Here is a 23,485-nt window from a genome sequence, read left to right as displayed (position 1 = left end):
GGGGCGACCGTAGCACAAGACATGACTACTTGGTCAACTCTGAAAGCATCTGCACTGGGTTAAGCGGCGTTGAAAACAGCCTTGCACTGCACAGTGGCTAGCGGTCGCTCGCTACTGGTCGTTACCTGAAAGGTGAAGGCTTAACCCGCGCCTGCGCCAGCTCGATAATGGCCCGGCGACGCGGGCTGTCGGCGGCTTTCCATTCTCGGATTTCCGATAGCAGGCGCCCACACCCTACGCACACATCCTCGTCATCAAGGCAGCATTCGCGGCGGCAGGGGGACAGCACGATATCTTCAGGCGGTGCTACGGTTCCGGCCACCGGCTCAAACAGAACGGCGCAGGAGGCTGGGCTTTCAGAGCTCATCGAACTCGATCGCCTCTTCCGCTTGCTCCAGGGTGATGCGGGCAAGCATCTCGCCCAACAGTTCGTCACTGGTATCGCAGATCCAGCGGTTGCTGGCGCTGTCATAATCAAAGTGGAAACCGCCGGAGCGCGCCGCCACCCAGAGCTGGCGAATGGGCACCTGACGGCTGAGGATCAGCTGTGTGCCGTTGGCAAAGCGTACGGTTAGGATGCCGGCGGAATTTTCCAGATCAAGGTCCAGGCCGCTGTCATCGAAAATGTCTTCTACCGATTCCTGGGTGGCATCCACCAGGTCGTGAAAACGCGCTTCGGTCAAACTCATAACGGGCACCTCAGGCAAAAAATAGGGCAGCGTCACTCAAGGGTGCGTTGCTTTCATGTGTATCGGCGACTTTAACCCAGCAGCGTACGGCGGTACTCGGCGGGGCTCTGACCGGTCCAGCGGCGGAACGCGCGGGCCAGTGAACCGGCTTCGCTAAAACCGACGAAAAAAGCGATGTCGGCGAGTTCCAGCGTCGGGTCGCGCAAATAATGCAGCACCAATTGCTGCCGGGTTTCATCGACAAGCTGGCTGAATGATAACCCGGTCTCGCGCAGACGGCGCTGCAAGGTGCGCGGGCTAAGCGCCAACGCCTGGGCCAGACGCTCCAGGTCGGGCCCCTCGTCGGCCAGTTGCCGGGCCAGTTCCACGCGCGCGCGGTCCAGCACTTGCTGGCCTTGGCGCAGCTCACTGAGCAGGCGGTCGGCATACCCATCGAGCATCTGCCGCACCTGCGCATCGGCCTGACCGAGCGGCGCCTGCAGCAACCGTTTGGGGAAAACCAGGGCGTTATCGGCTTGGGAAAACAGTACCGGGCAGCGAAAGATGCGCTGGTATTCGCCGGTATCAGCGGGGGCTGGGTGCTGGAAGCGCACTTCGGTAGGCGGAATATCCAGCCCACTGATCCAGTGGCCGAAGGTGGTCCAGCCCGCGAGCGTTTCTTCGCTCAGGTGGCGTTGCTGCTGCGCCAGCAACGGTTGCCAACTGTGCGCCACTTGCGGCTCGCGGCCCGGCTTGTCCGGCTCGTCGGCCAGATCCACCTGCCCCAGGCTGCCGACCAACGTCGCGTAACGCGCCTGGCGGTGCAGCGCATCGCCCAACGTGGCGCAACTCATCAGCAGGTAGCCGAGCACGCCGTAGTAACCCGGCCGCACCGCTTCGCCCAGGTGCAGGCCGAAAAACTCATCACCGCTAAGCGCGACGCCCCGCGCCATCAATTCCAGGTACACCGACGCCGCCACCCGCTGATCACGCTGAGCCAGCAGTTCGGGGCTCAGTTGCAGCTGTTCAAGCAGCGTCGGAACGGCCACGCCCTGGCGCTGGAGATAGTCCAACAGGCCCTGTAAATAGGCGACCGAGACCGAGCCTGCCAGCGGCGGTGACGTATCCATCGAAGCTCCTGATCCGGTCTCAAAGGGTGGCGGCATGGCCCCATACGATAGCGCCAGCGCCCGCCGCACGGGAGCCCCGGTAGATGGGGCTGGCGCATAGGCAAGGCGCCGGGGGGCCGGTATACTCGGGCCCAATCACTGCTTTTACAAGGAACCCGCCATGAAGCGGCTACTGACTGCCCTTATCGCGCTCGTCGCCATTTCGTCTCTGCTTAGCGGCTGTGGCCAGAAAGGCCCGCTGTACCTGCCAGGCGAAGATCAACCTTCCGCTGAACACACCCACTAAGGAGGCGGTATGCACGCCTTCAATTACCGCACAGGCGAACTGTTTGCGGAGGGTGTGGCGTTGTCCGCCATTGCCGAGCGTTTTGGAACACCCACCTACGTTTACTCGCGGGCGCATATCAGTGCGCAATTCAACGCCTACGCCGACGCCTTGCAGGGCGTAGCGCATCTGGTTTGCTACGCGGTCAAGGCCAACTCCAACCTGGCCGTTCTGAACCTGCTGGCCCGTCTGGGCGCCGGTTTCGATATCGTGTCGGCAGGCGAGCTGGAACGTGTGCTGGCCGCCGGTGGCGAGCCCGGCAAAATCGTGTTCTCCGGCGTTGGTAAAAGCCGTGACGACATGCGCCGCGCCCTGGAAGTGGGCGTGCACTGCTTTAACGTCGAGTCCACGGACGAGCTGGAACGCCTGCAACTGGTGGCCGCCGAACAGGATGTGATCGCACCGATCTCCCTGCGCGTGAACCCCGACGTGGATGCCGGTACCCACCCGTACATCTCCACCGGCCTCAAAGAAAACAAGTTCGGTATCGCCATTGCCGATGCCGAAGCGGTGTACGCCCGCGCCGCCGAGCTGCCCAACCTGAAGGTGCTCGGTGTGGACTGCCATATCGGTTCTCAGCTCACCAGCCTGCCGCCGTTTCTCGATGCGCTCGACCGCCTGCTGGCGCTGATTGACCGCCTTTCGGCGCGCGGCATCCAGATTCACCACCTCGATCTGGGTGGTGGTGTGGGCGTGCGTTACAAAGACGAAACCCCGCCGCTGGTCAGCGACTACATCAAGGCCGTGCGTGAGCGTACCGCCGGCCGCGACCTGAAGCTGGTGTTCGAGCCGGGCCGCTACATCGTCGCCAACGGCGGCGTGTTGTTGACGCAGGTCGAGTACCTCAAACACACCGAACACAAAGACTTTGCCATCGTCGATGCGGCCATGAATGACCTGATCCGCCCTGCCCTTTATCAAGCATGGATGGACGTGGTGCCGGTGCAGCCCCGTGAAGGCGCTGCGCGCGCATACGACATCGTCGGGCCGATCTGCGAAACCGGCGACTTCCTGGCCAAAGGTCGTGAACTGGCGCTGGAAGAAGGTGATTTGCTGGCGGTGTGTTCAGCTGGCGCCTATGGTTTTGCCATGAGCTCCAACTACAACACCCGTGGCCGTTGCGCCGAAGTGCTGGTCGACGGCGAACAGGCTTACGAAGTGCGTCGCCGCGAGACCGTGCAAGAACTCTATGCTGGCGAAAGCCTGCTGCCGGAGTAACGGTCATGCTGCTGCGATTCACCAAAATGCACGGGCTTGGCAATGACTTCATGGTCCTCGACCTGGTCAGTCAGCACGCGCACATCCTGCCCAAGCACGCCAAACAATGGGGCGACCGCCACACCGGCGTCGGTTTCGACCAACTGCTGCTGGTGGAGCCGCCGACCAATCCGGACGTGGACTTTCGCTACCGCATCTTTAACTCCGACGGCTCGGAAGTGGAGCAATGCGGCAACGGCGCCCGCTGCTTTGCCCGCTTCGTGCTGGACAAACGCCTGACCATGAAGCGTCAGATTCGCGTGGAAACCACCGGCGGCATCATCGAACTGGATGTACGCGCCGACGGCCAGATCAGCGTCAACATGGGCGCGCCGATCCTGGAGCCGGCACGCATTCCATTCCAGGCCGACAGCCAGGCACTGAGTTATGACGTCGACGTAAACGGCACGACGATAGCGCTGGCTGCGGTATCGATGGGCAACCCGCATGCCGTATTGCGCGTTGACGATGTCAGCACTGCCCCCGTGCACACGCTGGGGCCTGTGCTGGAACATCACCCGCGTTTTCCACAGCGCGTGAACGTCGGTTTTGTGCAAGTGCTCGACCGCCAGCATGCCAAGCTGCGCGTCTGGGAGCGCGGCGCCGGGGAAACCCAGGCCTGCGGTACCGGCGCCTGCGCGGCGGCTGTCGCGGCCATCAGCCAAGGCTGGATGGATTCCCCCCTGCAACTCGAACTGCCTGGCGGTCGCCTGTTTATCGAATGGGCAGGCCCGGGGCACCCCGTAATGATGACCGGACCCGCTGTCCGGGTTTATGAAGGGCAGGTTCGCCTATGACCGACAAGCAGCAAGACCCAAGCACGCCTCTGGACGCCGACGCAGTGGCCGCCTACCTGCGCGCCCACCCGGAGTTCTTCGTTGACCACGACGAGCTGATTCCCGAACTGCGCATACCGCATCAGCGCGGGGAATCGGTGTCGCTGGTGGAGCGTCAGGTCAAGCTGCTGCGCGAGCGCAACATCGAAATGCGCCACCGTCTTTCGCAACTAATGGACGTCGCCCGCGATAACGATCGACTCTTCGACAAAACCCGCCGCCTGGTCCTCGACTTGCTGGACGCGAATACGCTGGAAGAAGTGGTGAGCGCCGTCGAAGACAGCCTGCGCCATGAATTCCAGGTGCCCTTTGTCAGCCTTACCCTGTTCAGCGAAACACCTACCGGTGTCGGTCGCTCGGTCAGTTTTGCCGAAGCCCATCAAGCCATCGGCGGCTTGCTGGCCGACGGCAAGACGATCTGCGGCGTGTTGCGCAGCCACGAGCTGGCGTTCCTGTTTGGTGAAGAAGAGCAAGGCAGCGTAGGTTCAGCCGCCGTGGTTGCCCTCAGCCATCAGGGTCTGCATGGCGTGCTGGCCATCGGCAGCCCCGATCCACAGCATTACAAGAGCTCCCTCGGCACATTGTTTCTCGGCTATATCGCCGAAGTTCTCGCCCGCGTTCTGCCGCGCTTCGCCACGCCGCTGCGCTCAGTACGCTAACCAGCCTGGCAAGCAGCCCATGGCTGCCGCCTGGAGGAGCAAGACCTGATGCAAGCGGCCCTGGATGCCTACCTGCAACACCTGCGCAGCGAGCGGCAAATGTCGCCGCACACCCTGGATGCGTACCAACGCGACCTGCTGAAACTGCTGCAGCTTTGTGAAAAACAGGGCGTCGCCAGCTGGGCCAAACTCGATGTAAGGCACCTGCGCAGTTTCGTCGCCCGCCTGCACCAGCAAGGTCTGTCGGCACGCAGCCTGGCGCGCCTGCTGTCGGCCACCCGCGGCCTGTACAGCTACCTGATTGGCGAAGGCGTTTGCCAACACGACCCCGCCACCGGCGTGGCCCCACCCAAACGCGAACGACGCCTGCCACGTACCCTGGATGCCGACCGAACGTCGCAGCTTCTGGATGGCGCCGTGGAAGACGATTTTATCGGCCTGCGCGATCAGGCCATGCTCGAGCTTTTCTACTCTTCAGGCCTGCGTCTGGCCGAATTGGCTGGCCTCAATCTGCAACAGCTCGACTTGCCCGGCGGCCTGGTTGAAGTGTTCGGCAAGGGCAGTAAAACCCGCGTTTTGCCGTTAGGCCGTAAAGCCCGTGAAGCATTGGAAAACTGGCTGCCGCAGCGCGCCCTGGCGGGCCCGGCAGATGACGCCGTATTTGTCAGCGCCAAGGGCCGACGCCTGGGGCCAAGGGCCATCCAGTTACGCGTCGGTCAGGCCGGCGTGCGCGAGCTCGGCCAGCACCTGCATCCGCATATGCTGCGCCACTCCTTCGCCAGCCACATGCTCGAATCCTCGCAGGACTTGCGTGCGGTGCAGGAGCTGCTCGGCCACGCCGATATCGCCACCACACAAATCTACACCCACCTCGACTTCCAACACCTGGCTACGGTCTACGACGGTGCCCACCCCCGCGCCAAACGCAAAAGCAGCGAACCATGAGCATTCAACTGATCACCTTCGACCTCGACGACACCCTGTGGGACAACCTGCCCGTGATCACCGGTGCCGAGGCAGCGATGCGCTCCTGGCTGGCCGAACACGCCCCCTTGCTGGCGGCGCTGCCGGTGGAGCATTTGTGGGGCATACGCAGCCAGGTGCTGGCTGCCGAACCCGCGCTGCGCTATCGCCTCAGTGAACTGCGCAAGCGCACGCTGTTTCAGGCACTGGAAGGGGTCGGGTACAGCGCCGAGCAGTCCAAGCACATGGCCGAGCAGGCCTTCCACGCGATGCTCGATGCCCGCCACCGCATCACGTTTTTCGACGACACCGTGCCGACACTGGAGCACCTGACCGAGCGCTACACCCTCGGGGTGATCACCAACGGCAACGCCGATGTTCGCCGGCTTGGCCTGGCCGATTACTTCCGCTTCGCCCTGTGTGCCGAAGACCTGGGCATCGGCAAGCCCGACCCACTGCCATTCGTGACCGCGTTGCAGCATGCCGGCGTTGAAGCAAGCGCCGGCGTCCATGTAGGCGACCACCCCGCCGATGACATTCGCGGCGCGCAGAACGCCGGCATGCGCGCGATCTGGTTTAACCCGCAGGGCAAAAGCTGGGAAGGCGAAGGAAAGCCGGATGCGGAGATTCGGGCGCTGGCGGAGTTGCCGGGCGTTTTGCAGACGTGGGCGTAGGGCGAATACCGCCAGCGGCGATACACAAAGATGAACCGAAACCGAGAATCGGCGCAATGCGGATACGCCCCGAGCAGGGAACGGCCACTTTCAACGCTACAACGCCGACGCGCAGCCAATCGCCAAGCCAATAAAAAACCCGCCAAAACAGGCGGGTTTTTTATTGAGCCAAACCTAAATAGGGCGGCTGCCGTATTTGCTGTCGGGCTTCTTGGGCGGATCGGCGACCACATTCGGCTCGACTTCCTGCACCTTGCCACCACGGGACAAGAACTCCTGCATCGCACGCTCCAACGCATCGCGCTCCTTCTGCTTGGCTTCGATGCTCGGCAGCTCATCGATATCAACGGCGGCCTTGGCTTTCTTGCCAGACTTTACCGGGACATCGCTGTCACTGTCGCTGTCGTCGCCATCATCGGCTACGCCATCATCAGCAGCCGCCAGCTCTTCGCCGTCGTCTTCCGCACCACTTTCCAGGTCGTCTTGTTCCAGATCTTCGTCGCTCATGTTTAACCTCATGACTTGCGAAAAGCAGGTTAGTTATAGCCCAGCAATGCACGCTGTCGCGCATTGCCAGAAAAAATTCAAAGAGCCTCGCCCGAGAGGGTCGCCAGCACTCTTCTAGGGCCACCGTGATCGCGGTGCTCCCCCAGGTAGATCCCTTGCCAGGTGCCCAGTGCCAAACGTCCCGCACTAATCGGCAGCGTTATCTGACAGCCCAGCAAACTGGCCTTGAAATGCGCCGGCAGATCGTCCGGGCCTTCATCGTTGTGTTCGTAATCGTCGTCGTTCCTGCTATCGGCAAAAGCACTACCGGCTTGAGGTACCAAACGATTGAAAAACCGCTCAAAGTCGCGTCGCACAGCCGGGTCGGCGTTTTCATTGATAGTCAGAGAAGCCGAGGTGTGCAACAGCCACAGATGTAACAGACCCAAGCGATAGCTGCGCAGTTCCGGCAATTTGGCCAGCACTTCATCCGTCACCAGATGGAAGCCCCGAGGCCTTGCCTGCAAGCTGAATTGGCGTTGCTGCCACATATGCATCTCCGCCTTTTCGGCGCGCATTCTAGCGTGCTGCGAGAAAAAGCAAAGAGCGCAGGCCAGAGCGTTTGAGTTTATTTAAGCGATGAGAGTTTTCAAGCTTAAGCGGGCTCGACAAAGGTCGTAATTGTGCGTTAGCAAAAATGCAAAATGCCCGGCAGAGCCGGGCATTTTTTGTACAGGTACAGCCTATAAGAAGCGCTTACAGGTTGTAGCCACGCTCGTTGTGTTGCGCGAGGTCCAGACCAACAGTCTCTTCCTCTTCGCTGACACGCAGGCCAATCACCAGGTCCAGCACCTTGAGGATCACGAAGGTGACAATCGCAGTGTACAGAACGGTGAAGCCAACCCCTTTGAGCTGGGTAATCACTTGGGCGCCGATATCTTCGACGGTGCCGAAGCCACCCAGAGCAGGAGCCGCAAATACGCCGGTGAGGATCGCACCAACGATACCGCCGATACCGTGCACACCGAAGGCGTCCAGGGAATCGTCGTAGCCCAGTTTGCGTTTCAGGGTAGTGGCGCAGAAGAAGCAGATCACACCAGCAGCCAGACCGATTACCAGGGCGCCCATCGGGCCTACAGTACCCGCAGCCGGAGTGATGCCAACCAGGCCGGCAACCACACCCGAAGCGATGCCCAGCGCGCTTGGCTTACCGTGGGTGATCCACTCGGCAAACATCCAGCCCAGTGCAGCAGCAGCGGTAGCGATCTGGGTAACCAGCATGGCCATACCGGCAGTGCCGTTGGCAGCGACAGCGGAACCGGCGTTGAAGCCGAACCAGCCGATCCACAGCATGGCCGCACCGACCAGGGTGTAACCCAGGTTGTGAGGCGCCATCGGGGTGGTTGGGTAGCCTTTACGCTTGCCCAGCACGATGCAGGCAACCAGGCCAGCAACACCGGCGTTGATGTGCACCACCGTGCCGCCAGCGAAGTCCAGTACGCCCCAGTCCCACATCAGGCCGCCGTTACCGCTCCAGACCATGTGAGCGATTGGTGCGTATACCAGGGTGAACCACACAGCCATGAAGATCAGCATCGCGGAGAACTTCATGCGTTCTGCGAAGGCGCCGACGATCAGAGCCGGGGTGATGATGGCGAAGGTCATCTGGAAGGTGATGAACACGGCTTCCGGCACAGCATACGTCAGGCTGGCTGGGGTAACGCCGGCGAGGAAGGCCTTGGACAGACCGCCTACGAAGGAGTTGAAGTTAACAACGCCTTGTTCCATGCCAGTTACGTCGAACGTCATGCTGTAGCCGTAAACGACCCACAGAATGCTGATCAAGCCAGTGATGGCAAAGCATTGCATCATCACCGAGAGGATGTTCTTGGAGCGGACCATGCCGCCGTAGAACAGCGCCAGGCCAGGGATAGTCATAAACAGCACCAGCGCGGTGGCGGTGAGCATCCACGCCGTGTCGCCGGTGTTCAACACAACCTCGTCCGCCATGGCCAAGCCTGGGGTTACGAGGGACAAAAGGGCTCCTAGCCCTGCGAGCTTACGCAGAGTCATATTGTTTTCTCCTGGGGCGTTGGGTTCGGCGGCGGTTTAGATTGCGTCGGTGCCGGTTTCACCGGTACGGATGCGAATTGCCTGTTCCAGATTGACCACGAAGATCTTGCCGTCACCGATCTTGCCGGTGTTGGCCGCCTTGGTGATGGCTTCGATAACGCGGTCCAGCTGATCATCAGCAATGGCCACGTCGATCTTCACCTTGGGCAGGAAGTCGACCACATATTCGGCGCCGCGATACAACTCGGTGTGGCCTTTCTGACGCCCGAAGCCTTTGACTTCAGTGACAGTGATGCCCTGCACGCCGATCTCCGATAGCGACTCGCGCACATCGTCCAGCTTGAACGGTTTGATGATGGCAGTTACTAACTTCATGAAACTCTCTCCCGTATTGGTGGACTTGCCCCAGGAAAAACGAACCCGGCTCAAGTCTAAGCGCAGTGTCTGGCTTTGTAACGCATCGAACGTCCTCAGGGAGGGCTCTCGACACAACCAATCGCTCCTGGCGAAACGACTCCCCCGCTTCGCCTTACGCATCCGAACTGCATCGGTGCATGCGTCATAGGCCACTAAGCAGAAACCTTGCCAGCTCGCCGAAAAGCTTGAAATTCAGCGAGTTACCGCCGCTGAGCAGTGGCGTGACCAGACAGCGCGAGCGAGTCACGCGCAACAACAGTGCAGGCTCCGCTTCACCGACGCTCCAAAACCGTGCAAAACCCTGCAGCCGTTAGCCTAGATGCTGCGTGGTACACTGCCAGCCGTCTTTTCGGGAACCTATTTATGCTGCCGCCCAAAGCTTTGCTCGACGCCCTCAGCACCCACGCCTCGCGCCTGTTCAATGGTGAAACGCCATTGCCGCGCAGCGAATTCGAAACCCAGTTCAAAGCCCTTCTGCAAAGTGGTTTCAGCAAGCTTGATCTGGTCAGCCGCGAAGAGTTCGACAGCCAGATGGCTGTGCTTGCCCGCACCCGCGCGCGCCTTGAAGCACTCGAGGCCAAGGTCGTCGAACTGGAAGCCAAAATAACGCCGCCCAGCGAGTGAAATACCTCGTGTGAGCGGCATGTGATCAAGGAGTGATCCATGTCTCTGGCTGTCGTCCATAGCCGTGCCCAGGTCGGCGTCGAAGCGCCCACCGTGATTGTCGAAGCGCACCTGGCCAATGGGTTGCCTTCATTCACGCTCGTCGGTCTTCCAGAAACGGCGGTCAAAGAAAGCAAGGACCGCGTGCGTAGCGCGATTCTGAATTGCGCCTTTGAATTTCCCCAACGCCGTATCACCCTTAACCTCGCTCCCGCTGATTTGCCCAAAGACGGCGCACGCTTTGACCTCGCCATTGCCTTGGGCATTCTTGCCGCCAGCGGCCAGGTACCGGTCGCCGCGCTGGAGAATGTCGAATGCCTGGGTGAGCTGGCGCTGTCTGGCGCGGTTCGTCCGGTTCAGGGCGTATTACCCGCCGCGCTCGCCGCACGCGCGGCCGGGCGCACCCTGATCGTGCCGCGCAGCAACGCCGAAGAGGCAAGCCTTGCCTCGGGCCTGAGCGTATTGGCCATCGACCATCTGTTGGAGCTGACTGCGCACTTCAACGGCCTAACGCCCCTGACGCCCTACGAAGCCCAAGGCTTGCTACGGCAATGCGCGCCGTACCCGGACCTCAATGAAGTGCAGGGCCAACTGGCCGCCAAACGCGCTTTGCTGGTGGCGGCAGCAGGGTCACACAACCTGCTGTTTAGTGGTCCTCCAGGCACCGGCAAGACGCTGCTCGCCAGTCGCCTTCCGGGGCTGTTACCGCCGCTGGCAGAACAGGAGGCGCTGGAGGTGGCCGCTATTCAGTCGGTAGCCAGCCACACGCCCATGAGCGCCTGGCCACAACGTCCGTTCAGGCACCCACACCACACCGCATCCGGGCCGGCACTGGTAGGGGGAGGCAGTCGTCCGCAACCCGGAGAGATCACCCTGGCCCACCATGGCGTGCTGTTTCTCGATGAGCTGCCCGAGTTCGACCGGCGCGTGCTTGAAGTACTGCGCGAACCATTGGAAAGCGGCCAGATCGTGATAGCCAGGGCAAAAGACAAAGTGCATTTCCCCGCTCGTTTCCAGCTCGTGGCGGCGATGAATCCCTGTCCGTGCGGCTACCTGGGCGACCCGAGTGGCCGTTGTCGCTGCAGCACCGAGCAACTGCAACGCTACCGGGGCAAATTATCCGGCCCGTTGCTGGACCGCATCGACCTGCATGTGACGGTGGCACGAGAAACCACGGTGCTGCACGCCTCCCCAAGCAAAGGCGCAGACACGGCCGCCGCGGCGGCTCAAGTCGCGGAAGCCAGAAACATCCAGATGAATCGCCAGGGCACAGCCAACGCCTTTCTCGACCTGACCGGCCTGCGTCAACACTGCCTGTTGGCGCAAGAGGACCAAAGCTGGCTGGAGACTGCGTGTGAACGCCTGGGCCTGTCGTTACGGGCAGCTCACCGCATTTTGAAAGTGGCTCGCACGCTGGCAGATCTGGAAGCCTGCGGCTCCATCAGCCGCGCTCACTTGGCTGAAGCCCTTCAATATCGAGGCGTTACGCCAACCTGAAGCAATTTGTGGGATTTCTCGGCGGCACGCTCAAAAATTGCCGCGCCAAACCCCGGCGGTAGTGGATGGATATCCAGTAAAAAAATGCACAAACTGCAGGTGTAAGGCCGGTCCGTGCAATTTCGTACGCCCGCTACCCACACGCCATTGCAGGAGTTCACCATGACAGTCCATGAAATCGCACTCGCTCCCGAATTCACCGAACGCCACCTGAAAGTGGCCGCCAACTACAGCGCTCCGAACAAGGGCGACAGCCAGTACGCACTCCCGAAGAAAACGCCCTGGATCCAACTCAAAGGCCAATGGTTGCAAAAAGCAGGGTTCGAGGTCGACGACACCGTCAAAGTGCGTGTCATCAAAGGCTGTCTGGTGATTACCGCCGCATAAAAAAATCCCCGGTTGGCGCCGGGGATTTTCTTTTACTGGAAGCGTCCGACTTCAGCCCGCAAATCAGCCGCCAGTTTGTCCAGCTCCCGGGCAGTTTCTGCCAGGTTGGTGATCACCTCGTGCTGCTCGCTGTTAGCCAGGGCGATGCTCTGTAGGTTGCTACTGAGCATGGTGGCCGTGCTGCTCTGCTCCCCAGTGGCCGTGGTAATGGCAGCAAATTGCTCGCCGGCAGCCTGACTTTGCTCGGCGATCTGGGTGAGCGCCTGGGCAACTTTGGCGTTGCGCTGCAAGCCGTCCTGCATTTGCAACTTGCCCTGCTCCATGGTGGCGATGGCGCTGCTGGTTTCGCCCTGAATGCTTTGAATCATGGCGGAGATTTCGTTGGTGGCATCTCGAGTGCGGCCAGCCAGGCTGCGCACCTCATCGGCCACCACGGCAAAGCCGCGGCCTTGCTCACCTGCGCGCGCGGCTTCAATGGCTGCGTTGAGCGCCAGCAGGTTGGTCTGGTCTGCAATGGAGGTGATCACACTGACGATGCCGCCAATCTCCTGGGAACGCTGCCCCAGGGTGTTGATCACATCGGCAGTGCCGTTGAGCGAGCTGGAAATCTGCTCCAGCGCTGCCGATGCCTCTTCCATGGAGGTTCGGCCAATGCGCGTTTGCTGCGAGTTTTCGTTGGCCAGGCGTTCGGTGTGGCGCATGTTGTCGGCAATGTTCAACGAAGTCGCGCTGAACTCCTCCACCGCGCCAGCCATGCTGGTGATTTCGCCAGATTGCTGTTCGATGCCTTCGTATGCGCCGGACGACAACCCCGCCAATGCCTGGGCACGGCTACTGACGTTTTCTGCAGCACCGCGAATACGCGACACCATGGTCGATAGCGCCTCACCCATCTGGTTGAAGTTGCGCGCCAAGTCGCCGATTTCGTCGTGGCTGGTGATGTTCAACCGCACGCTCAGGTCGCCATTGCCCAGCGCCTGTGCCTGCTCGACCAGGTCACCCAGTGGCCGCAGTTTGCGACGCAGCAGCCAGATAACGGCGCCCACAGCCAGCAGCAAGGTGATGAGGCTACCAATGGCCAGCTGACTGCCCACGTGCCAGGTCACGGCCTCGATTTCCGCCTTAGGCATGCTGGCCAGCACCGTCCAGGGGCCGCCTGCAAAAGGCATCGCCACGCTATAGAACGTTTGCTCACCGTCTTCCCAGAACTCGCCATGCCCCGGCTTGGCCGCCAACGCGACAACGCCGTCAATGGCCTTCTCCGGTTGTTTGGCACCGGCCGGCGCTACCAGCCAATGCTTCTGCTCATCGAGCAAGGCCAGCGAGCCGGTCGACCCGATTCGAAAACGTTTGAGGTTATCGAATTGCGCGTTCTGCGCATCGGTGTAATCGAACCCCACAAACAACACGGCAATCACCCGGCCAGAGGGATCGGTAACCGGTGTGTACTGGGTCATGTAGAAGCGATCAAACAACAGCGCCCGGCCCACGTAGTTCTGCCCGCTCAATAGCCGCTGATACGCCGGGTGAGCGTGATCCAGTGCCGTGCCGATGGCGCGACTGCCGTCCTGTTTGGTCAACGAGGTCGTGACGCGGATGAACTCGTCACCATCGCGGACAAATACCGTGGCTACACCTGCCGTCAACGTGCGGAATTCGTCCACCTCATTGAATTCGTTATTCAGGCGCACATCGCCCAGATACAGCGCCGGCGTCTGCATCGCGCCTACCGCCACGCGCTCGTCAGCGTGCACATTCAGGCCGTCGCGAAAACGCTGCTCGAACAAGCCTGCCAGGCGCTGGGTGCTTTCACGCAGGCTGTCGTGAAACGTACTCAACTGATCAGCCAGCAGGCGCGCTTCGCTGCCCAGGTGTTCTTCACGGGTCGTCAACGTTGCGCTACTCAGCGAGCGCAGTGCGAACAACGTACTCAAACCAATCAACAACACCAGAATGACCGCCAGTGCCGAGGCCAATTGCCAGGCAATACGGGAACGGGGCTGGGACATTTACATCTCCGTGGGGTAATACGGGTTTAAACGAGAGCCGTATGCCTTATAGAAGCAGAAATATGGCCGTTCGCTTGTGGCGGCAGCCTGCTGAACAGGTGGTCGGCGGGGCGCGCAGAATACTTGAGTAAATTCGTGCGTCAATTAAAACGCGGCATTTAGCCAGCACTCTGTCGCAAATTACACCTGGAAAGGTTACAGAAGATGTACGACGTCTGGTAACTGCATAGCCTCGACCTCTGCCAGCAGGTAATCGCGCAGGCGGTGATAGCGTGCCTGGCCTCGCCGGGCCTTGGGCCAAACCAGAAAATAACTGTCGCCACTGGCCGCCGCACTGGGCCACGGCAGCCCCAAACGACCCTGGGCCACATCTTCGGCAACCATCACCAGATCACCGATGGACACACCGTAACCTCGCGCGGCGGCAACCATGCCCAACTCCAGCGTGTCGAACACCTGTCCGCCTTTGAGGGCGATGTCGTCCGTCAACCCAGCCGCCTGCAACCACCGGCGCCAGTCCCGGCGATCGGGCGTGGGATGCAGCAGCTCGGCTTGTTGCAACCGTGGCAGATCCCAGGGACCGTCCGCCACGGCTTCTGGCGCGCAGACGGGTATCAGCCATTCGGCAAACAGCTCGACGCTTTCCCACTCCTCGGAAAAGCCGCCCTTGCCCAGCAACACGGCGCAGTCGAACGGCTCGTGGTGAAAGTCCACCCGGTCCACGTCCATCCAGGCGCTGGTCAGTTGCACTTCCATGCCATCACCGAGCAAGCGAAAGCGCGACAGGCGCGCCAGCAGCCAACGCATGGTCAGCGTCGAAGGCGCTTTAAGCCGCAGGACGCTGTCGTCCGCGCTCAACGTGCCACACGCCCGCTCCAGCGCCGCAAAGCCATCGCGCACCCCGGGTAACAACAAATGGGCGGCCTCGGTGAGCTGCAGATTGCGCCCCGAGCGCTGAAACAAGCGGCAGCCAAAATGCTCCTCAAGGGTGCGGATATGCCGACTGACTGCGCTTTGAGTAATGGCCAGTTCCTGCGCTGCCTGAGTGAACGAGGCATAGCGGGCCGCCGCCTCGAAGGCACGCAATGCATACAGACCGGGTAAACGCTGAGACATGAACAGGGCTCCAGAACGCTCAAGCATGAGTTTAAATCATGCCTGGCATCGTTTTTATCCTTTGTGCGCTTGCATACAAACCCGGACTATTGCTGCTCGCACGCCATGACCCTTCAGTCTGGCGCTTATCTGTATTGAGCCAAACTCATCATGCCAACTCCCACCCGCGCTGAACTGAACGCCATCCTGCGCCTCGCCGGCCCCCTGATTGCCGCGCAGCTGGCACACGTGATGATGGTGTTTACCGACACCGTAATGATGGGCCTGCTCGGTCCCGCCGCACTCGCGGGCGGCGGGCTTGGCGCGGCGAGCTATTCCTTTGTGTCGATTTTCTGCGTCGGGGTCATTGCGGCGGTGGGCAATCTGGTGGCAATCCGTCACGGCAGCGGCGATCAACGTGGCGTTGTGCAGATTACCCAGAATGGCCTGTGGCTGGGCTGGGGCCTGGCGCTGGCGGCCGGCCTGCTGCTGTGGAACCTGGGCCCTATTCTCTTGCTGTTCGGCCAGACACCCGACAACGTGCAGGGCGCCGGGCAGTTTCTGTCCACCCTCGCCTTCGCGCTCCCCGGTTATATGACTTTTATGGCCCTGCGCGGCTTTACCAGTGCCATCGGCCGTGCCGGCCCGGTGATGGCGATAAGCATTGGCGGGGCCGTTGCCAACCTGGTGCTCAACTATGTCTTGATCAAGGGAATGTTCGGCCTGCCTCACCTGGGGCTGGCGGGTATTGGCCTGGTCACGGCGATTGTCAGCAGTCTGATGGCCCTGACTCTGGCGCTGCATGTGATGCACAACACCGCCTACGGTCGCTATTCATTGTTCAAGGGCCTGCTGCACGCCGAGCGTGTTGCCATGGTCGAACTGCTGCGCCTGGGTTTGCCCATCGGTGGCACCTACGCGGTGGAGTCCGGGCTGTTTGCATTTGCCGCACTGTGCATGGGCGCTTTGGGCAGCACACAACTGGCCGCCCACCAGATCGCCCTGCAATCGGTTTACGTGGCCTTTATGGTGCCGGTGGGTATTTCCTATGCGGTGACCTTCCGCATCGGCCAGCACTTTGGTGCCGGTCGCCTGGAAGAAGCACGGCGGGCCGGGCGCCTGGGCATTGCGATTGGCGGCGGGTGCATGCTCGGGTTTGCCCTGTTGTTCTGGCTGGCGCCGGAAGCGGTGGTGGATCTGTTTCTGGACGCCAACGACCCAGCCTTTACCGACATCATTGCGCTGGCCGTCAGCCTGTTGGCCATCGCCGCCCTGTTCGAGCTGTTCGACGGCATCCAGACCATTGCCATGGGCGCCATTCGCGGGCTCAAGGACGCCAACACCACCTTTGTGGTGGGCATCGTCTGCTACTGGCTGGTAGGCGCGCCGGCCGCCTGGCTGCTGGCGTTTCACCTGGGCTGGGGCGCGCAAGGCGTGTGGTGGGGCCTGGCAGCGGGGCTGGCCTGCGCAGCACTGGGGCTGACGCTGGGCTTTGAATGGAAGACGCGTCGACTGCTGGCAGCGGTCAAACCGTCATCGGGCTCGACAGCATCGCCTGACGGTTGCCAAATACCAGAAAGCGCGCCAACTCGGCCAACGGCAGAGGTTTGCTGACCAGGTAGCCCTGCACTTGGTCGCAACCAAACTGGCGCAGCAACGCCAACTGCTCGGCGTTCTCCACGCCTTCGGCCACCACGGCCAACTCTAGGTTATGGGCGAGGTTGATCATCGCCCGCACCAGCTGGCGGTTTTCCGGGCGATCGTCCATGCCGCCGACAAAGCTTTTGTCGATCTTGAGCATGGTGATGGGCAGGTTGTTCAGGTGCACGAACGAGGAGAAACCGGTGCCGAAGTCGTCCAGGGAAAAGCGCACCCCCAGCTTGCCCAGCGCCTTCATGGTCTGCTGCACATGGTCGCTGCGGCGCATCACGGCGGTTTCGGTGAGTTCGAACTCCAGCCACTGCGCATCGACGCCGCGCTCCTCGATCAGGCGCCCTAGAGTCGACAGTAACTGGCTGTCCTGGAACTGACGGAACGACAGGTTTACCGCCATATGCAGCGCCGGCAGTCCACGGCCGCGCAACCACTGCATGTCGCGCAGCGCCCGGGAAATCACCCAGTAGCCGAGCGGCACGATCAGCCCGCTCTCTTCAGCCAATGGCACAAACTCGTTGGGCGACAGCAAGCCACGCTCGGCATGCCGCCAGCGCACCAGCGCCTCCAGGCCGAGAATATGCCCAGTCTTCAGGCACAGGCGCGGCTGGTAGTGCAGTTCCAGTTCGTCGCGGCGCAAGGCGCGACGCAGCTCGGTTTCCAGGTCGGCAATGCTGCGCGCATTGCGGTTGATACGTTCATCGAACACATGAAAAGTACAGCCTTGCTGGCTTTTGGCTTGTTGCATGGCGATATGGGCATGCCACATCAACGGGTCCGCCCCGGCATCGACGCGAGCATGAGCCACACCCAGGCTGCAGCCAATCAGCAGGCTCTCGCCATCCACCCAGTAGGGTTCGGACAGCGCTTCGGTAATCCGCTCGGCAATTTGCTCGGCGCGCCGGGGGTCGCGGCGGATATCCAGCAGCAAGGCAAACTCATCACTGCCAAGGCGCGCCAGGTGGTCATCTACGGACAACTGCGCCTTCAAGCGCGCCACCACCTGCAGAATCAGACGGTCACCGGCCTGGTGGCCGAGGGCATCGTTGGCGTGGCGGAAGTTGTCGAGATCGAGGTGGCCAAGCGCCAGGCCGCGGCCTTTGAATTCTGCGAGCTGAGCCGTGAGCAAGGTCTGAAAGCCCTGGCGGTTGGCGATGCCAGTCAGCGGGTCTTGCTCGGCCAGGCGCTGCAGGGTGTCTTTCAGCACGCCATGCTCACGCACATAACGCAGGCAGCGGCGCAGCGTGTCAGGGGTCAGGGTGTCGCGCACCAGCCAGTCGCTCACGCCCACGGGCGGCTCGGCAGGTTCGTGATCCAGTAGTAGCACGGTGGGCAGCGGGCAACTGCCCGGTGCGGGTTGCAGCCGCGCGGTAGTCAGAAGCAAGCCCTGGCCGGGATCGTCGAAAAGGCCGCTGGCGGCCGCCCAGGAAGGCGCGGTAATCAACGCCGACGGATTGCCCATCGCAACCAGGTGCTCACGCAGTAACGCCGCCCACTCCGGCGCTTCGGCCAGCAGGACAATACGCAAGGTTTCGACATGCGCAGACAAACGACTTCCCCCAAAGCATTGCACATGGCGGTTCTACCGCCCTTTCGCGCCGTTATCGGCGTCTCTTGCGCACATCCTGTGCGATGTATATTTACATCAGCCCCCGCTGATGCGGCACTAGCGTACTGCATTGTCCGAAATATCCAAGGCCGTCACGCAGCCAACAAGTGCTGCGTCACAGTATCCAGACGGTTACGGCATTCTGCATCAGGCCTGCTAAAATGCGCGCCCCTTTCCTTTGATACACGACGATGTCCCGACTCAATCCCCGGCAGCAAGAAGCCGTGAACTACGTCGGCGGCCCACTATTGGTGCTCGCTGGCGCCGGCTCCGGCAAGACCAGCGTGATTACCCGCAAGATTGCCCACTTGGTGCAGCAGTGTGGCATCCGCGCCCAGCATATCGTGGCGATGACCTTTACCAACAAGGCCGCGCGGGAAATGAAAGAGCGCGTCGGCACCCTGCTCAAGGGCGCCGAAGGCCGCGGCCTGACCGTGTGCACCTTTCACAACCTGGGCATGAACATCATCCGCAAGGAAGGCGCACGCCTGGGTTACAAGCCCGGCTTCTCGATTTTCGATGACGGCGATATCAAGGCGCTGCTCAGCGACATCATGCAGAAGGAATACTCGGGCGACGACGGAATCGATGAAATCAAAGGCTACATCGGCTCGTGGAAAAACGACCTGATTCTGCCGCCCGAAGCGTTGGAAAACGCACGCAACCCTAAAGAGCAAACCGCCGCCATCGTCTATATGCACTATCAGCGCACGCTCAAGGCGTACAACGCGGTGGACTTCGACGACCTTATTCTGCTGCCGGTAAAGCTGTTCCAGGAACACGCTGACATTCTGGAAAAATGGCAGAACAAGGTGCGTTACCTGCTGGTGGACGAATACCAGGACACCAACGCCAGCCAATACCTGCTGGTGAAAATGCTGGTGGGCATGCGCAATCAGTTCACCGTGGTGGGCGATGACGACCAGTCGATCTACGCCTGGCGCGGCGCCCGCCCGGAAAACCTGATGCTGCTCAAAGAGGACTTCCCCTCGCTGAAGGTGGTAATGCTCGAGCAGAACTACCGCTCCACCAGCCGCATCCTCAAGTGCGCCAACACGCTGATCGCCAACAACCCCCACGCGTTCGAGAAACAACTGTGGAGCGAGATGGGCCATGGCGACGAAATCCGCGTGATTCGCTGCAAGAACGAAGACGCCGAGTGCGAGCGCGTGGCGATGGAAATTCTCAGCCTGCACCTGCGCACCGACCGTCCGTACAGCGATTTCGCCATCCTCTACCGTGGCAACTACCAGGCCAAACTGATGGAGCTGAAACTGCAGCACCACCAGATTCCCTATCGGCTCTCAGGCGGCACCAGCTTCTTTGCCCGCCAGGAAGTAAAAGACCTGATGGCCTATTTCCGCCTGCTGGTAAACCCCGACGACGACAACGCCTTTCTGCGCGTCATCAATGTGCCGCGCCGGGAAATCGGTTCCAGCACCCTGGAAAAACTTGGCAACTACGCCACCGAGCGCAAGATCTCGATGTACAACGCGACCGATGAAATGGGTTTGAGCGCGCACCTGGACAGCCGCTACAGCGAACGCCTGCAACGCTTCAAACACTGGATGGACAAGATCCGCCAGCAATGTGCGGAGAACGAGCCGATTGCCGTGCTGCGCAGCATGGTGATGGACATCGACTACGAGAACTGGCTGCGCCAGAACGCCTCCAGCGACAAGGTGGCCGAGGCGCGGATGGGCAACGTCTGGTTCCTTATCGACGCCCTGAAAAACACCCTGGAGCGCGACGAAGATGGCGACATGACTATCGAGGACGCCATCGGCAAGCTGGTTTTGCGCGACATGCTCGAACGTCAGCAGGAAGAAGAAGAAGGCGCCGAGGGCGTGCAGATGCTGACCCTGCACGCCTCCAAGGGCCTGGAGTTTCCGTACGTCTTCATCATCGGCATGGAAGAAGAGATCCTGCCGCACCGCTCCAGCATCGAAGCCGACACCATCGAAGAAGAACGCCGCCTGGCTTACGTGGGCATTACCCGCGCCCGGCAGACGCTGGCTTTCACCTTCGCCGCCAAGCGCAAGCAATACGGCGAAATCATCGACTGCTCACCCAGCCGTTTCCTGGATGAATTGCCGGCTGAAGACCTGGCCTGGGAAGGTCTGGAAGACACTCCCGTGGAAGTCAAAGCCGTGCGCGGCAATGCGGCCTTGGCCGACATCCGCGCCATGATGAAAAAGTGACCGGGCGCGCTTGCACGCATGCCCTACCTTTACTAAACCCAGCAACAACTGAAATGAGAGCCCTGAGATGGAAGCGCTGAAAAACAAGATTATCGAAGAAGGCGTGGTGCTGTCCGACCAGGTGCTCAAGGTCGATGCCTTTCTTAACCACCAGATCGACCCGCGTCTGATGCAGCAAATCGGCTCGGCGTTTGCCGAGCTGTTCAAAGATCAGGGCATTACCAAGATCGTCACCATCGAAGCCTCGGGCATCGCTCCGTCGATCATGGCCGGTCTGGAGCTGGGCGTGCCGGTGATTTTCGCCCGCAAGTACCAGTCGCTGACCCTCACCGACAACCTGTTGGTGTCCAAGGTGTTCTCCTTCACCAAGCAAACCGAAAGCACCATTGCTGTCTCGGCCAAACACCTGCTGGCCAGCGACCGCGTGCTGCTGATCGATGACTTCCTGGCCAATGGCCGTGCCGCCCACGGCTTGATCGACCTGATCAAGCAATCCGGCGCCACCATCGTCGGCATTGGTGTGGTGATCGAGAAGTCGTTCCAGAAAGGCCGTGAAGAGCTCGACGAGCAGGGTTACTGGGTCGAGTCGCTGGCGCGGATCAAGTCGTTGGAAGGCGGCAAAGTCGAATTCTTGGAGTAGCAGAGAGATTCTGGGCCCCCGCCTTGGCGGGGACGACCGAGAGATTAGAGCTCACCGTCATTCCCGCGTAGGCGGGAATCCAGAATCGTTAGCCAGGCGCGTTGCCTGCAACCCTGCCAACACCAGCTTCTGATACACCTGCTCCTTAAGCCCTTCCGGCTGCGACAATTGCAGGCGCGCCAGATGCGCGTCGAACACGCCCGGCTCCGGCTGATCGAACAGCGCCGCCTTGCCCAGATCCAGAATTTCGCTGAGCTTGAGCTTGCTCTTCAGCCAGCGCAGCGCCCGCAGCAAATCCTGCTCCTCTTCGGTGAAATCGCAGCCCAACGGGTACTCGGCAAATAACTGGCGATGCCGCTCGTAGCAGGCCTGCAAGCGCTCCGGTGTGTTATCGCGGTAGGCCTCATCCAGCACAAAATCCTTGCCCAGCTTGCCGGCATCCTGGGCTTGCTGGATCAGTTCATCCTGAAACCGTGAGTCGGCAATCTGCAGCAACGCGCTGATCACCTGCGCATCATTCTTGCCGCGCAGGTCGGCGATGCCGTACTCGGTAATCACGATGTCGCGCAGGTGTCGGGGAATGGTGGTGTGGGCGTACTGCCAGCGGATATTGGAACTCACCTCGCCATCCGCCTCGCGCCAGCTGCGCAGCATCAGGATGGCGCGCGCATCGTCCAGCTCATGGGCTTGCGCATAGAAATCGTACTGGCCGCCCACTCCGCTGATAACCCGGCCGTCCTCCAGCTGATCGGCCGCACTGGCGCCGAGCAAGGTGATGCAAAAGGCGCTGTTGATAAAACGCGCCTGCGTTCGTTGCAGGCGCTTAAGCTCTTCCTGGCCATACAGGCGGTTGATATAGCTGATACCGGTCATGCCGATACGTGAGCGTCGCTCGTCATTGAGTTGCTGCAACCGGCGGTAAAACGCCTGTGGCCCGAGGAAGAAACCGCCGTGAATGCACACGCCGCTGCTGGTCGGTTGCAGATAGGGCTGCAAGGCCGCGATACAGGCGGGGTTGTGCAGATCGGCGACGATCATCTGGCCGTTGGCAAAACGCAGATTCTGGCCTTCGACACTCACCTCGCCCGTGAGCAAGCCTTGCGTTTGCAGCCAGGTGACGAGGGGCTGATCCAATTGCAGGTTCGGTTCGGCGTCGCGCCAGGCAGCGGGATCCAACTGGCCGTGTTCATCAAGCACGTCGGCATTGGCCAGGCGCTGCAAGCGTTCATCGGGGAACACCGGCCGGCGCACAATGCCAGCGTCGAACAAAGCCACCAGCCCCGGCACCAGCATTTCGCTACAGCCGTACAACCCCTTGGCGAACGGCTGCAAACCACCGAACCGCTCGATCAATGTCGCCCAGCGGGGTGAATTCAGGTCCTTCAGCAGCGCTTGATACCCGGCGTTGTCCGCCTGGCGGTTGAGCAATGCCGCCGTGACCGCATCGCCCATCGAACCGATGCCGATCTGCAACGTGCCGCCATCACGCACCAGGCTGCTGGCGTACAAGCCAATGGCATGGTCGGCAATGCCCACCGGCATATTGGGCGTGGAAAACAGAGTGCTGGGCTCGCCGGCCTCGACCAGCAGATCGAAATCCTCCAGCGGCCGCTCGGCATCGCCCGGCATATACGGCAGATCGGCGTGCAATTGGCCGATGCAGAGAATGGTCTCGCCGGCCTGCTTGCGTGCTTGCAGCATCGGCAACAGGTCGAGGGTGATATCGGTGTTGCAGCTCAGACTCAGGTGCTGCGCACGGGTGGGATCGCTGGCCACCAGTTGCGCGACGACATTGATGCCCTTGCGGTTAAGGTCGCGCGCCACCTGGCTGTAATTGAGGCTGACGTAAGCCTGCTGGGCTTTGGGGTTATGCAACTGGCTGCCCGGCTGCAGGTAGAACTCCTGCAACTGCACGTTGGCCGGCAGCTCGCCGCGGCGTTGGTCTTTGAGGTAATCGAGCTCGGGATAGTTGCCAAATACGCGCTCCAAAAACGGCGCCATCAAGCGCTGCTCAAGGTCGCTGCTGGCATGGGGGCGGCCGAGGGAAAGGGCAGTGTAGATGGTCAGGGAGCGGTTAGGCTCTGCCTTGATCCGCTGATACAGCGCGTTGACCAGGCGATTGGGCTTGCCAAGGCCCAGGGGCAAACCGAGGTGAATCGGCCCGTCGATGCGCTGCAGAATCTGCTCGACGACAGTGTCCAGGGAGCTAAGGGCCACAGATCAATCTCCATAAAATGGCGTAT

Annotated in this window: 23 protein-coding genes and 1 pseudogene; 12 read left to right on the top strand and 12 right to left on the bottom strand. The window is 61.2% G+C overall.

Features of this window, described 5'->3' with window-relative positions:
• Positions 1-121: 121 nt before the first annotated feature.
• From PKE98_RS03105 to PKE98_RS03095, 3 genes are all read right to left on the bottom strand, one after another.
• The gene (locus tag PKE98_RS03105; protein WP_373877797.1) at positions 122-367 is read right to left on the bottom strand and encodes a DUF1289 domain-containing protein; all 246 of its coding nucleotides are present in this window, start codon (positions 365-367) and stop codon (positions 122-124) included.
• Positions 357-689, bottom strand: a complete 333-nt coding sequence (gene cyaY, locus PKE98_RS03100) for an iron donor protein CyaY (protein WP_271193798.1) — start codon at positions 687-689, stop codon at positions 357-359. The genes PKE98_RS03105 and cyaY overlap by 11 nt, the downstream gene beginning before the upstream one ends.
• A 71-nt stretch (positions 690-760) precedes the next feature.
• The gene (locus tag PKE98_RS03095; protein ID WP_271193797.1) at positions 761-1,798 is read right to left on the bottom strand and encodes an AraC family transcriptional regulator; all 1,038 of its coding nucleotides are present in this window, start codon (positions 1,796-1,798) and stop codon (positions 761-763) included.
• 160 nt (positions 1,799-1,958) lie between these two features.
• Here PKE98_RS03095 and lptM point away from each other — a divergent pair, with 160 nt between their 5' ends.
• From lptM to PKE98_RS03065, 6 genes are read left to right on the top strand one after another with little or no spacing between them, the layout of a single operon-like run.
• Complete coding sequence (gene lptM, locus PKE98_RS03090; protein ID WP_110615808.1) at positions 1,959-2,084, top strand: LPS translocon maturation chaperone LptM; 126 nt, start codon at positions 1,959-1,961, stop codon at positions 2,082-2,084.
• Between the two features lie 9 nt (positions 2,085-2,093).
• The gene (gene lysA, locus PKE98_RS03085; protein WP_271193796.1) at positions 2,094-3,341 is read left to right on the top strand and encodes a diaminopimelate decarboxylase; all 1,248 of its coding nucleotides are present in this window, start codon (positions 2,094-2,096) and stop codon (positions 3,339-3,341) included.
• A 5-nt stretch (positions 3,342-3,346) separates the two neighbouring features.
• A complete protein-coding gene (gene dapF / locus PKE98_RS03080) occupies positions 3,347-4,177 on the top strand; it encodes a diaminopimelate epimerase (protein ID WP_271193795.1) in 831 nt (276 codons plus the stop codon).
• The gene (locus PKE98_RS03075; protein WP_271193794.1) at positions 4,174-4,875 is read left to right on the top strand and encodes a DUF484 family protein; all 702 of its coding nucleotides are present in this window, start codon (positions 4,174-4,176) and stop codon (positions 4,873-4,875) included. The genes dapF and PKE98_RS03075 overlap by 4 nt, the downstream gene beginning before the upstream one ends.
• 48 nt (positions 4,876-4,923) lie before the next feature.
• Positions 4,924-5,820 carry a tyrosine recombinase XerC gene (xerC, locus tag PKE98_RS03070; RefSeq protein ID WP_271193793.1) on the top strand — a complete coding sequence of 299 codons (897 nt, stop codon included), beginning with the start codon at positions 4,924-4,926 and terminating at the stop codon, positions 5,818-5,820.
• Complete coding sequence (locus tag PKE98_RS03065) at positions 5,817-6,512, top strand: HAD family hydrolase (RefSeq protein ID WP_271193792.1); 696 nt, start codon at positions 5,817-5,819, stop codon at positions 6,510-6,512. The genes xerC and PKE98_RS03065 overlap by 4 nt, the downstream gene beginning before the upstream one ends.
• 174 nt (positions 6,513-6,686) lie before the next feature.
• Here PKE98_RS03065 and sutA read toward each other — a convergent pair whose 3' ends face one another.
• The 4 genes from sutA to glnK all read right to left on the bottom strand — a co-directional run bounded on the left by sutA (position 6,687) and on the right by glnK (position 9,446).
• Positions 6,687-7,019 carry a dormancy-specific transcriptional regulator SutA gene (sutA, locus tag PKE98_RS03060; protein ID WP_271193791.1) on the bottom strand — a complete coding sequence of 111 codons (333 nt, stop codon included), beginning with the start codon at positions 7,017-7,019 and terminating at the stop codon, positions 6,687-6,689.
• A 77-nt stretch (positions 7,020-7,096) separates the two neighbouring features.
• Positions 7,097-7,549, bottom strand: a complete 453-nt coding sequence (locus PKE98_RS03055; protein WP_271193947.1) for a secondary thiamine-phosphate synthase enzyme YjbQ — start codon at positions 7,547-7,549, stop codon at positions 7,097-7,099.
• A gap of 205 nt (positions 7,550-7,754) precedes the next feature.
• A complete protein-coding gene (locus PKE98_RS03050; protein ID WP_271193790.1) occupies positions 7,755-9,071 on the bottom strand; it encodes an ammonium transporter in 1,317 nt (438 codons plus the stop codon).
• A 36-nt stretch (positions 9,072-9,107) separates the two neighbouring features.
• Complete coding sequence (gene glnK / locus PKE98_RS03045) at positions 9,108-9,446, bottom strand: P-II family nitrogen regulator (RefSeq protein WP_003457590.1); 339 nt, start codon at positions 9,444-9,446, stop codon at positions 9,108-9,110.
• A 405-nt stretch (positions 9,447-9,851) separates the two neighbouring features.
• Here glnK and PKE98_RS03040 point away from each other — a divergent pair, with 405 nt between their 5' ends.
• The 3 genes from PKE98_RS03040 (at position 9,852) to PKE98_RS03030 (ending at position 12,035) form a co-directional block, all read left to right on the top strand.
• Positions 9,852-10,112, top strand: coding sequence for an accessory factor UbiK family protein (locus PKE98_RS03040; protein ID WP_271193789.1), 261 nt, complete (start codon positions 9,852-9,854; stop codon positions 10,110-10,112).
• Positions 10,113-10,151: 39 nt separating this feature from the next.
• On the top strand, positions 10,152-11,648 hold the full coding sequence (locus tag PKE98_RS03035) for a YifB family Mg chelatase-like AAA ATPase (RefSeq protein WP_271193788.1): 1,497 nt from the start codon (positions 10,152-10,154) through the stop codon (positions 11,646-11,648).
• Between the two features lie 162 nt (positions 11,649-11,810).
• Complete coding sequence (locus PKE98_RS03030) at positions 11,811-12,035, top strand: SymE family type I addiction module toxin (RefSeq protein ID WP_271193787.1); 225 nt, start codon at positions 11,811-11,813, stop codon at positions 12,033-12,035.
• Positions 12,036-12,067: 32 nt separating this feature from the next.
• On the opposite strand, the gene PKE98_RS27005 is transcribed toward PKE98_RS03030, so the two are convergent.
• From PKE98_RS27005 to PKE98_RS03020, 3 genes and pseudogenes are all read right to left on the bottom strand, one after another.
• Entirely contained in the window at positions 12,068-12,790 is a 723-nt protein-coding gene (locus PKE98_RS27005; protein WP_373877804.1) for a methyl-accepting chemotaxis protein, read from the bottom strand.
• A 132-nt stretch (positions 12,791-12,922) separates the two neighbouring features.
• A pseudogene (locus PKE98_RS27000) lies at positions 12,923-14,044 on the bottom strand (Cache 3/Cache 2 fusion domain-containing protein); the annotation flags it as partial.
• A 195-nt stretch (positions 14,045-14,239) separates the two neighbouring features.
• Positions 14,240-15,160, bottom strand: a complete 921-nt coding sequence (locus PKE98_RS03020) for a LysR substrate-binding domain-containing protein (RefSeq protein ID WP_271193785.1) — start codon at positions 15,158-15,160, stop codon at positions 14,240-14,242.
• A 150-nt stretch (positions 15,161-15,310) separates the two neighbouring features.
• Here PKE98_RS03020 and PKE98_RS03015 point away from each other — a divergent pair, with 150 nt between their 5' ends.
• Positions 15,311-16,753, top strand: coding sequence for a NorM family multidrug efflux MATE transporter (locus tag PKE98_RS03015; RefSeq protein WP_271193784.1), 1,443 nt, complete (start codon positions 15,311-15,313; stop codon positions 16,751-16,753).
• Here PKE98_RS03015 and PKE98_RS03010 read toward each other — a convergent pair.
• Complete coding sequence (locus tag PKE98_RS03010; protein ID WP_271193783.1) at positions 16,665-18,341, bottom strand: putative bifunctional diguanylate cyclase/phosphodiesterase; 1,677 nt, start codon at positions 18,339-18,341, stop codon at positions 16,665-16,667. The two genes, PKE98_RS03015 and PKE98_RS03010, sit on opposite strands and share 89 nt — an antisense overlap.
• A 251-nt stretch (positions 18,342-18,592) precedes the next feature.
• On the opposite strand from PKE98_RS03010, the gene rep reads away from it, so the two are divergent.
• Both rep and PKE98_RS03000 read left to right on the top strand, forming a co-directional pair.
• Positions 18,593-20,602 carry a DNA helicase Rep gene (rep, locus tag PKE98_RS03005; RefSeq protein ID WP_271193782.1) on the top strand — a complete coding sequence of 670 codons (2,010 nt, stop codon included), beginning with the start codon at positions 18,593-18,595 and terminating at the stop codon, positions 20,600-20,602.
• A gap of 67 nt (positions 20,603-20,669) precedes the next feature.
• Positions 20,670-21,242, top strand: coding sequence for a xanthine phosphoribosyltransferase (locus PKE98_RS03000; protein WP_271193781.1), 573 nt, complete (start codon positions 20,670-20,672; stop codon positions 21,240-21,242).
• A gap of 57 nt (positions 21,243-21,299) precedes the next feature.
• Here PKE98_RS03000 and PKE98_RS02995 read toward each other — a convergent pair whose 3' ends face one another.
• Entirely contained in the window at positions 21,300-23,459 is a 2,160-nt protein-coding gene (locus tag PKE98_RS02995) for an acetyl-CoA hydrolase/transferase C-terminal domain-containing protein (protein ID WP_271193780.1), read from the bottom strand.
• Positions 23,460-23,485 lie beyond the last annotated feature (26 nt).

The sequence above is a fragment of the Pseudomonas turukhanskensis genome, assembly GCF_027922365.1.
In the GTDB taxonomy this organism is placed as follows: domain Bacteria; phylum Pseudomonadota; class Gammaproteobacteria; order Pseudomonadales; family Pseudomonadaceae; genus Aquipseudomonas; species Aquipseudomonas turukhanskensis.
This window is presented reverse-complemented; position numbering and strand designations above follow the sequence as displayed.

Bases quoted from the DNA above. Each gene is read 5' to 3' on its own strand.
- xerC (WP_271193793.1), top strand. From the start codon at position 4,924: ATGCAAGCGGCCCTGGATGCCTACCTGCAACACCTGCGCAGCGAGCGG.
- PKE98_RS03035 (WP_271193788.1), top strand. From the start codon at position 10,152: ATGTCTCTGGCTGTCGTCCATAGCCGTGCCCAGGTCGGCGTCGAAGCG.
- PKE98_RS03015 (WP_271193784.1), top strand. From the start codon at position 15,311: ATGCCAACTCCCACCCGCGCTGAACTGAACGCCATCCTGCGCCTCGCC.
- PKE98_RS03020 (WP_271193785.1), bottom strand. From the start codon at position 15,160: ATGTCTCAGCGTTTACCCGGTCTGTATGCATTGCGTGCCTTCGAGGCG.
- PKE98_RS03105 (WP_373877797.1), bottom strand. From the start codon at position 367: ATGAGCTCTGAAAGCCCAGCCTCCTGCGCCGTTCTGTTTGAGCCGGTG.
- rep (WP_271193782.1), top strand. From the start codon at position 18,593: ATGTCCCGACTCAATCCCCGGCAGCAAGAAGCCGTGAACTACGTCGGC.
- PKE98_RS03030 (WP_271193787.1), top strand. From the start codon at position 11,811: ATGACAGTCCATGAAATCGCACTCGCTCCCGAATTCACCGAACGCCAC.
- PKE98_RS03000 (WP_271193781.1), top strand. From the start codon at position 20,670: ATGGAAGCGCTGAAAAACAAGATTATCGAAGAAGGCGTGGTGCTGTCC.
- PKE98_RS03075 (WP_271193794.1), top strand. From the start codon at position 4,174: ATGACCGACAAGCAGCAAGACCCAAGCACGCCTCTGGACGCCGACGCA.
- sutA (WP_271193791.1), bottom strand. From the start codon at position 7,019: ATGAGCGACGAAGATCTGGAACAAGACGACCTGGAAAGTGGTGCGGAA.
- glnK (WP_003457590.1), bottom strand. From the start codon at position 9,446: ATGAAGTTAGTAACTGCCATCATCAAACCGTTCAAGCTGGACGATGTG.
- PKE98_RS03095 (WP_271193797.1), bottom strand. From the start codon at position 1,798: ATGGATACGTCACCGCCGCTGGCAGGCTCGGTCTCGGTCGCCTATTTA.
- PKE98_RS03040 (WP_271193789.1), top strand. From the start codon at position 9,852: ATGCTGCCGCCCAAAGCTTTGCTCGACGCCCTCAGCACCCACGCCTCG.
- lptM (WP_110615808.1), top strand. From the start codon at position 1,959: ATGAAGCGGCTACTGACTGCCCTTATCGCGCTCGTCGCCATTTCGTCT.
- PKE98_RS03055 (WP_271193947.1), bottom strand. From the start codon at position 7,549: ATGTGGCAGCAACGCCAATTCAGCTTGCAGGCAAGGCCTCGGGGCTTC.
- lysA (WP_271193796.1), top strand. From the start codon at position 2,094: ATGCACGCCTTCAATTACCGCACAGGCGAACTGTTTGCGGAGGGTGTG.
- cyaY (WP_271193798.1), bottom strand. From the start codon at position 689: ATGAGTTTGACCGAAGCGCGTTTTCACGACCTGGTGGATGCCACCCAG.
- PKE98_RS27005 (WP_373877804.1), bottom strand. From the start codon at position 12,790: ATGGCTGGCGCGGTGGAGGAGTTCAGCGCGACTTCGTTGAACATTGCC.
- PKE98_RS03050 (WP_271193790.1), bottom strand. From the start codon at position 9,071: ATGACTCTGCGTAAGCTCGCAGGGCTAGGAGCCCTTTTGTCCCTCGTA.
- dapF (WP_271193795.1), top strand. From the start codon at position 3,347: ATGCTGCTGCGATTCACCAAAATGCACGGGCTTGGCAATGACTTCATG.
- PKE98_RS03065 (WP_271193792.1), top strand. From the start codon at position 5,817: ATGAGCATTCAACTGATCACCTTCGACCTCGACGACACCCTGTGGGAC.